The sequence below is a fragment of the Candidatus Streptomyces philanthi genome, assembly GCF_059553635.1.
On the sequence record NZ_JCANQV010000254.1, the window covers coordinates 1 to 8,597 of the forward strand.

Genomic DNA, 8,597 nt, shown 5'->3' on the forward strand with positions numbered 1-8,597 from the left:
GCGGCGATCAACCGGTTGATCACGGAGCGGGGCTGGGAGACACCGGCCGCGGTCGGCGGGGTGATGGGCCGCTGGCCGCAGCTGGTGGGGCCGGAGGTGGCGCAGCACTGCGAGCCGCAGCGGTACGACGAGGACGCCCGGGTGCTGACGGTGCGGTGCGATTCGACGGCGTGGGCGACGCAGCTGCGGCTGCTGGCGCCGCAGCTGGTGGCGCGGCTCAACCAGGATCTGGGCCACGGCACGGTCAAGCTGATCAAGGTGCTGGGTCCGGGTGGTCCGGGGCCGCGTTTCGGGCCCTTGCGGGCACCGGGCAGCAGGGGTTTCGGCGACACCTACGGATGAGGTCGCGGGGCCGGGCGGATGAGACCCCGGTCACGGTAGCGGCCGGTTGACAGCCCGAAGCGCTGAGTGCCGGTGTGAGCGTCCTGGGGCCCCGTCTCGGATATGGGGAGTCGGCGGACGTGAGTTCAGGGCGGCACGTGACGACTCAGGCACCTGCAAACCCCCATGAGTGTCGGCGCTACCGGTAGACTGGTGCACAATCCCGCCTTCTCGCGGGAGACGTCGATCAACACAGAACGACGCAGCCGCTCCGGCCTGTCTCCTCCGGGGATCTCCCCCCTCAGGCGCGGATGGCTCGTGCTGTGCCAGAAAGGGCGCTTCGTGGCCGACTCCGGCGACCTCAACGAGAACAACACGGCTTCTACTGAAGAGGGGGTTCCTGCCGGCGTCCCGGGTGACACCTCGGAGCAGAGGTCCTACGACGCCAGTGCGATCACTGTCCTTGAGGGCCTGGACGCGGTCCGCAAGCGCCCCGGCATGTACATCGGCTCCACGGGCGAGCGTGGTCTGCACCACCTCGTGTACGAGGTCGTCGACAACTCCGTCGACGAGGCGCTGGCCGGCCACGCGGACACCATCGACGTGACGATCCTGCCCGACGGCGGTGTGCGGGTCGTCGACAACGGCCGTGGTATCCCCGTAGACATCGTCCCCTCGGAGAACAAGCCGGCCGTCGAGGTCGTGCTGACGGTGCTGCACGCGGGCGGCAAGTTCGGCGGCGGCGGGTACGCGGTCTCCGGTGGTCTGCACGGTGTGGGTGTCTCCGTCGTCAACGCGCTGTCCACGCGGGTCGCGGTGGAGGTCCGCCGCGACGGCCACCGCTGGACGCAGGAGTACAAGCTCGGCGCGCCGACGGCGCCGCTGGCCAAGCACGAGGCGACGGACGCGTCCGGTACGTCGGTGACGTTCTGGGCCGACGGCGACATCTTCGAGACGACCGACTACAGCTTCGAGACGCTGTCGCGGCGCTTCCAGGAGATGGCGTTCCTCAACAAGGGCCTGTCGATCGCGCTGACGGACGAGCGTCCCGACCATGTGGACGAGGAGGGCCGGCCGCTGTCGGGCCGGTACCACTACGAGGGCGGCATCGTCGACTTCGTGAAGTACCTGAACTCCCGCAAGGGCGAGCTGGTGCACCCGTCGGTGATCTCGGTCGAGGCCGAGGACAAGGAGCGGATGCTCTCCGTCGAGCTGGCGATGCAGTGGAACACCCAGTACAGCGAGGGTGTCTACAGCTTCGCGAACACCATCCACACCCATGAGGGCGGTACGCACGAGGAGGGCTTCCGGGCCGCGCTGACGGGTCTGATCAACCGCTACGCGCGCGACAAGAAGCTGCTGCGGGAGAAGGACGACAACCTCACGGGTGAGGACATCCGCGAGGGTCTGACCGCGATCATCTCCGTCAAGCTGGGCGAGCCGCAGTTCGAGGGCCAGACGAAGACGAAGCTGGGCAACACCGAGGCGAAGACGTTCGTCCAGAAGGTGGTGCACGAGCACCTGACGGACTGGCTGGACCGCAACCCCAACGAGGCCGCGGACATCATCCGCAAGGGCATCCAGGCCGCGACGGCCCGGGTGGCGGCCCGTAAGGCGCGTGACCTGACGCGGCGCAAGGGGCTGCTGGAGACGGCGTCGCTGCCGGGCAAGCTGAGCGACTGCCAGTCCAACGACCCGACGAAGTGCGAGATCTTCATCGTCGAGGGTGACTCCGCCGGTGGTTCGGCGAAGTCCGGCCGTGACCCGCAGTACCAGGCGATCCTGCCGATCCGCGGCAAGATCCTCAACGTAGAGAAGGCCCGGGTCGACAAGATCCTGCACAACAACGAGGTGCAGGCGCTGATCTCGGCGTTCGGCACGGGTGTGCACGAGGACTTCGACATCTCGAAGCTCCGCTATCACAAGATCATTCTGATGGCGGACGCCGATGTCGACGGCCAGCACATCAACACCCTGCTCCTCACCTTCCTCTTCCGCTTCATGCGCCCGCTGGTCGAGGCCGGTCACGTCTACCTCTCCCGCCCCCCGCTCTACAAGATCAAGTGGGGCCGGGACGACTTCGAGTACGCCTACTCCGACCGCGAGCGCGACGCGCTGATCGAGCTCGGCAAGCAGAACGGCAAGCGGATCAAGGACGACTCGGTCCAGCGCTTCAAGGGTCTCGGTGAGATGAACGCCGAGGAGCTGCGGGTGACGACCATGGACGCCGACCACCGTGTCCTCGGCCAGGTCTCGCTGGACGACGCGGCCCGCGCCGACGACCTGTTCTCCGTGCTCATGGGCGAGGACGTCGAGGCACGCCGCTCGTTCATCCAGCGCAACGCCAAGGACGTCCGCTTCCTCGACATCTGACCCTGTCGGCCTCCCCCACAGCCGCAGCGCGAAAGGACTTTGAACCACCATGGCCGACGAGAACCCCCCCGTGACCCCGGACGGCGTGACCGCCGAGGGCGCGCCCGCCACCATCGAAGGTGTGGGTCTGCGTGTCGAGCCCGTCGGGCTCGAAACGGAGATGCAGCGCTCCTACCTCGACTACGCGATGTCCGTCATCGTCTCGCGAGCCCTGCCCGACGTCCGCGACGGCCTCAAGCCGGTGCACCGCCGTGTGCTCTACGCGATGTACGACGGCGGATACCGCCCCGAGAAGGGCTTCTACAAGTGCGCCCGTGTCGTCGGTGACGTCATGGGTACCTACCACCCGCACGGCGACTCCTCGATCTACGACGCGCTGGTCCGCCTGGCGCAGCCGTGGTCGATGCGGATGCCGCTGGTGGACTCCAACGGCAACTTCGGCTCCCCGGGCAACGACCCGGCCGCGGCCATGCGGTACACCGAGTGCAAGATGGCGCCGCTGTCGATGGAGATGCTCCGGGACATCGACGAGGACACCGTCGACTTCCAGGACAACTACGACGGCCGCAACCAGGAGCCGACGGTCCTGCCGTCCCGCTTCCCGAACCTGCTGATCAACGGCTCGGCCGGTATCGCGGTCGGTATGGCCACCAACATCCCGCCGCACAACCTGCGCGAGGTGGCGGCCGGTGCCCAGTGGGCGCTGGAGCACCCGGAGGCGTCCCACGAGGAGCTGCTGGACGCGCTGATCGAGCGCATCAAGGGCCCGGACTTCCCGACCGGCGCGCTGGTCGTGGGCCGCAAGGGCATCGAGGAGGCGTACCGGACGGGCCGCGGCTCGATCACGATGCGCGCGGTGGTCGAGGTCGAGGAGATCCAGAACCGCCAGTGCCTGGTGGTCACCGAGCTTCCGTACCAGGTCAACCCGGACAACCTCGCGCAGAAGATCGCCGACCTGGTGAAGGACGGCAAGATCGGCGGCATCGCCGACGTCCGCGACGAGACCAGCTCGCGCACGGGCCAGCGCCTGGTGATCGTCCTCAAGCGGGACGCGGTCGCCAAGGTCGTCCTCAACAACCTCTACAAGCACACCGACCTCCAGACGAACTTCGGCGCGAACATGCTCGCGCTGGTCGACGGGGTGCCGCGCACGCTGTCGCTGGACGCGTTCATCCGCAACTGGGTGACGCACCAGATCGAGGTCATCGTCCGCCGGACCCGGTTCCGGCTGCGCAAGGCCGAGGAGCGGGCGCACATCCTGCGCGGTCTGCTCAAGGCGCTGGACGCGATCGACGAGGTCATCGCGCTGATCCGGCGCAGCGAGACGGTCGATGTGGCACGCGAGGGCCTGATGGGCCTGCTGACCATCGACGAGATCCAGGCCAACGCGATCCTGGAGATGCAGCTGCGCCGGCTGGCCGCCCTTGAGCGCCAGAAGATCACCGCCGAGCACGACGAGCTCCAGGCGAAGATCAGCGAGTACAACGCGATCCTGGCGTCCCCGGAGAAGCAGCGGCAGATCATCAGCGAGGAACTGGCCGCGATCGTCGACAAGTTCGGCGACGACCGGCGCTCCAAGCTGGTGCCGTTCGAGGGCGACATGTCCATCGAGGACCTGATCGCCGAGGAGGACATCGTCGTCACGATCAGCCGTGGCGGCTATGTGAAGCGCACCAGGACCGACGACTACCGCTCGCAGAAGCGCGGCGGCAAGGGCGTGCGCGGGACGAAGCTCAAGGAAGACGACATCGTCGACCACTTCTTCGTCTCCACCACCCACCACTGGCTGCTCTTCTTCACCAACAAGGGCCGGGTCTACCGCGCCAAGGCGTACGAGCTGCCGGACGCGGGGCGCGACGCCCGCGGCCAGCACGTCGCCAACCTGCTCGCCTTCCAGCCGGACGAGCAGATCGCCCAGATCCTGGCGGTCCGCGACTACGAGGCCGCGCCGTACCTGGTGCTCGCCACCAAGGCCGGCCTGGTGAAGAAGACCCCGCTCAAGGACTACGACTCCCCGCGGTCCGGCGGTGTGATCGCGATCAACCTGCGTGAGCGGGAGGACGGCAGCGACGACGAGCTGATCGGCGCCGAGCTGGTGTCCGCCGAGGACGACCTGCTGCTGATCAGCCGGAAGGCGCAGTCGATCCGCTTCACCGCCACGGATGACGCCCTGCGGCCGATGGGGCGCGCGACGTCCGGTGTGAAGGGCATGAGCTTCCGTGAGGGCGATGAACTGCTCTCGATGAACGTGGTGCGCGCCGGGACGTTCGTGTTCACCGCGACCGACGGCGGTTACGCCAAGCGGACCGCGGTGGACGAGTACCGCGTCCAGGGCCGTGGTGGTCTGGGCATCAAGGCTGCCAAGATCGTCGAGGACCGCGGCTCGCTGGTCGGCGCCCTGGTGGTCGAGGAGTCCGACGAGATCCTCGCGATCACTTTGAGTGGTGGCGTGATTCGCACGCGGGTCAACGAGGTCAGGGAGACCGGCCGTGACACGATGGGCGTCCAACTGATCAACCTGGGCAAGCGCGACGCCGTCGTCGGCATCGCACGGAACGCCGAGGCCGGGCGTGAGGCCGAAGAGGTCGACGGGGCCGAGGGGCCCGAGGCGACCGCTGAGACCGAGGGGACCGGCGCCGCGGCGGCCGAGGGCGAGCAGCCCACGGCGGAGTAGCACAAGGAGTAGGTCGTGAGTGGAGCCACGGGCGCTGACGCGGGCGGACCGGGAGAGCACAAGCCCTCCCCGTCGGGATCCGCGACCGTGACGGAGAACAGCGCCCGTGGCTCCGTCGCGTCCGCGGGCCCCCGGGAAGAGGGCCCCTACCAGGGGGGAACCGTGACCGATACACGTCAGCCGTACCCGCAGCACCAGGCGTCCCGGCAGCAGTCGGCGTCACAGTCCGCACAACAGCCCTACGAGCCCCCTCAGGCGTACGCCACGGACGCGGGCAAGGACGGGGCCGCCTCGGTGCGCATGGCGCGCACGGGGGCCCGTACGACGCCCCGCACCCGTAAGGCGCGGCTGCGGGTGGCGCGCACCGATCCGTGGTCGGTGATGAAGGTCAGCTTCCTGCTCTCCATCGCACTGGGCATCTGCACGGTGGTGGCGGTGGCGATGCTGTGGATGGTGATGGACGCGATGGGCGTCTTCTCCACCGTCGGCAAGACGATCAGCGACGCCACCGGCTCGGCGGACGGCCACGGCTTCGACCTGGAGTCCTTCCTGTCGCTGCCGCACGTGCTGACGTTCACCGGGATCATCGCGGTGATCGACGTGGTGCTGGCGACGGCGCTGGCGACCCTCGGATCGTTCATCTACAACCTGTCGGCGGGCTTCGTCGGCGGGGTGGAGGTGACCCTCGCCGAGGACGAGTGAGGGCCGGCGGGCGGGCGCCGGAAGGCACCACGGGGCACGATTTTGGGAACGCCTCTGAAGTGCGCTAATCTTTCGGTGCAGCGAACGAGCGGCTATAGCTCAGACGGTTAGAGCGCTTCCCTGATAAGGAAGAGGCCCCAGGTTCAAGTCCTGGTAGCCGCACTGCAATCGGCCCGGCCGGAGGGAACCTCCAGCCGGGCCGAAGCGTTATAGGGGGTAAGGGCTGCGCTGCTCGTTACCGACGGGGTACTTGATAACCGATCGGTATCGGTCGGTGTGTATCATCGGCCCCCATAGGTCCCCTACGTCAACGAAAGACGAGGTCGCGCGGTGAAGAAGCTTCTCCTGGTCGCACTGGCCGCTGTCGGCGGGCTCCTCGTGTACCGCCAGATCCAGGCGGATCGCGCCGAGCAGGATCTGTGGACGGAGGCGACCGACTCCGTGCCCGCAGGCTCTGGTGTGTGAGACCGCACACAGCACGTTCGTACGGACCCCGGCCGCCCGATGGTGGCCGGGGTTTCGTGCGTCCGGGGTGTGATCGTAGCTTTGCGGCTGCATAGAATCGGGTTGCGAGCGCAAAGTTGATCTGTGGGGGATGAAGTGGGGGTGCTGCCCACTGATCCCGGGGTCCGGATCAACTTTCCTTCTGCCGCTACTGCCTGATGGCAACTCAACTTCGTGTGTGCGGCTGCCGGAGTTCGGGGTGCCGGGGTGAGTACTCCCCGCCGGCGTCGATGTTTCACGTGGAACATCGACCGGCGCGGGGCGGTCCCTGAGCACGGGACGGGAGTCCGGTCCACCCCGCGATCACACCAGGTGGGGAATCCGCCCGCACGGCGGACAATTCCCCTGACAGCAGTGGAGGATGGACCCCGGACCCGCAGGTGGTGGCCGACTCCGGAGGCCCCGCAGGCGGGAAACGGCGCGGCCGACCGCGGGCGCGCGGGAGGCGGGGTACGGAAGGCGGCGACACGGAGCCGATGAGGGGTGGTTCATGGTGACGGTGCGCACGACGCACACAGGGCCCGCGGCGCCGGTGGCGCGTACGGGACGGCGAGCACTGGCCGTTCTGGCGGCGCTGGGCCTGCTGGCCCTCGTACCAGGGACACCGGCCGCGGCCGGGGAGCTGCCCGTCTACCGGGCGGCCGACGGCGCCACACCGGTCACGGGCACGGCCAGCGCGGCGGACGCGCCCCGGCTCACTCCCGGACTGCACACCGACACCCTTGAGCGCGGGGAGCAGAAGTACTACGCGGTCTCCCTGGACGCCACGTCCTCGGCCTACTTCTCGGCCGTCGCCGCACCGAGACCCGGCACCCGGATCGAGGACTACCGGGACAAGCTCGTCCTCAGCGTCCAGGACAGCAACGGCCGCACCTGCGGCCCGAACGCGGCACCGACCTTCCGGGGCAGCGGGATGGCCTACCCGATCGCGGACTACGCCACCCGCCGGATCGGCAGCGACCGGGTGACCTGCCAGAAGGCCGGGCTCTACTACCTCGTCATCACCCGCAGCGGCGCCGCGGACTCCGGAGGCGGCGCCTGGCCGATCGAGATCGGCTCCCTCACCGAGCCCGCCCTCAAGGGCGCCGCTCCCCCGCGTACGGCCGCCGTCACCCGGCCCACCGCCGCACCCGTACCGCCCGTCACCGGCACCCCGCGGCACGCCAGGGGCGGCACCGGCTTCAACGACGCCGGGTCCGTCGGCAAGGGTGTCTGGAAGGACCACTTCGCGCCCGGCGAGACCCGCTTCTACCGGGTACCGGTGGACTGGGGCCAGCGGCTCAACCTGAGCGCGGAACTCCCCCACTCCTCCATGGACTCCTCGGAGTTCGTCCCCGGAGCCCTCGGCCTGAACGTCTACAACCCGGCCCGCGGGCCGGTGGAGGACGGCAACTTCACCGCGTACGCCGGGAAACCGGCCGTCGCCAAGATCCTTACCGTGCCGGTCTCCTACGGCAACCGCCTGAACTCCACCGAAGCCGTCAGTGCGATGCGCTTCGCCGGCTGGTACTACCTGGAGGTCTCCCTCCACCCCCGCGCCGCCCGGTACTTCCCCGACGGAACCGATCTCCTCCTGCGGATCGACGTCCAGGGAACCGCGCACACGGGGCCGGAATACACCCGGGCCGCCCGGGAGTTCACCCTCACCCAGGACGACCGGGAGAACGCCGCCCAGGGCCTGACCACCCAGGAGGCGGAGCACGGCGGCCCGCTGCGGACGCTGGGGTACGCCGGTATCGGCACGGGCACGGCCCTGCTCGCGGGCCTGGCCGGCTGGACGATGCTGTCCCGCCGTCGCAACGCCGCCCCGGCGGCACCGTCCGCCCCGCAGGGGCAGCCGACGGGCTTCGGCCCGCCCCCGCACGGTTAGCCCGTTCGAAGGACCCCCTGGCCCCCGAACGAGGGTGTCAGGACTGCGTCAGCGCCCAGATCCCGAAGACGATGCACAGCAGGGCGACGATCACCACCGGGATCACCACCTTCGCGGGCGGCCCCGCCGGCGCGGCGGCATGCCGCGGCACCG

The 8,597-nt window shown here is 69.1% G+C and carries 6 protein-coding genes and 1 tRNA gene; all 7 read left to right on the forward strand.

Features of this window, described 5'->3' with window-relative positions; all coding sequences use genetic code 11:
- A partial coding sequence (locus AC51EU_RS23510; protein WP_496269035.1) for a DciA family protein occupies positions 1–342 on the forward strand: 342 nt, incomplete at its 5' end.
- A 321-nt stretch (positions 343–663) separates the two neighbouring features.
- Complete coding sequence (gene gyrB, locus AC51EU_RS23515; RefSeq protein ID WP_496269036.1) at positions 664–2,694, forward strand: DNA topoisomerase (ATP-hydrolyzing) subunit B; 2,031 nt, start codon at positions 664–666, stop codon at positions 2,692–2,694.
- A 49-nt stretch (positions 2,695–2,743) separates the two neighbouring features.
- A complete protein-coding gene (gyrA, locus tag AC51EU_RS23520) occupies positions 2,744–5,368 on the forward strand; it encodes a DNA gyrase subunit A (protein ID WP_496269037.1) in 2,625 nt (874 codons plus the stop codon).
- Between the two features lie 15 nt (positions 5,369–5,383).
- Complete coding sequence (locus AC51EU_RS23525; RefSeq protein WP_496269038.1) at positions 5,384–6,070, forward strand: DUF3566 domain-containing protein; 687 nt, start codon at positions 5,384–5,386, stop codon at positions 6,068–6,070.
- Positions 6,071–6,158: 88 nt separating this feature from the next.
- Positions 6,159–6,232, forward strand: a tRNA-Ile gene (locus AC51EU_RS23530).
- A gap of 168 nt (positions 6,233–6,400) precedes the next feature.
- Positions 6,401–6,535 carry a DLW-39 family protein gene (locus tag AC51EU_RS23535; RefSeq protein WP_212732741.1) on the forward strand — a complete coding sequence of 45 codons (135 nt, stop codon included), beginning with the start codon at positions 6,401–6,403 and terminating at the stop codon, positions 6,533–6,535.
- 529 nt (positions 6,536–7,064) lie between these two features.
- A complete protein-coding gene (locus tag AC51EU_RS23540; RefSeq protein WP_496269039.1) occupies positions 7,065–8,444 on the forward strand; it encodes a hypothetical protein in 1,380 nt (459 codons plus the stop codon).
- Positions 8,445–8,597 lie beyond the last annotated feature (153 nt).

What these genes read in the sequence shown, in the direction of transcription:
- AC51EU_RS23540 (WP_496269039.1), top strand. Translation starts at nt 7,065, where the DNA reads ATGGTGACGGTGCGCACGACGCACACAGGGCCCGCGGCGCCGGTGGCG.
- gyrA (WP_496269037.1), top strand. Translation starts at nt 2,744, where the DNA reads ATGGCCGACGAGAACCCCCCCGTGACCCCGGACGGCGTGACCGCCGAG.